General features: G+C 42.1%; 1 protein-coding gene. It reads right to left on the bottom strand.

All coding sequences use genetic code 11. From position 1 onward, the window contains the following. Positions 1 to 233: hypothetical protein (locus Q0787_RS19295; RefSeq protein ID WP_298905099.1), on the bottom strand; the 233-nt coding region annotated here is incomplete at both ends.

A 233-nucleotide genomic window follows, 5' to 3' on the forward strand; every position in this document is an offset into this window, starting at 1 on the left:
GTTGGTGCTGTTAAACTTGTCACTTCACATTCTGCTGTGATATCTGATAAACTTACGGCATCTGGTGTTGGTGCTGTCGTATCATCTATAATCACATTTTGATCTTGTGTGCTTGTATTTCCATTGCCATCGTCATAAGTCCACGTCACTATCGTCGTTGTCCCTTCGCCTGAAATTGGAAGTGTTGCATTATGACTTACAGTTACTGTGCCTCCACAATTATCTGTGGCTGT

The sequence above is a fragment of the uncultured Psychroserpens sp. genome (assembly GCF_947492715.1).
Taxonomy (GTDB): domain Bacteria; phylum Bacteroidota; class Bacteroidia; order Flavobacteriales; family Flavobacteriaceae; genus Psychroserpens.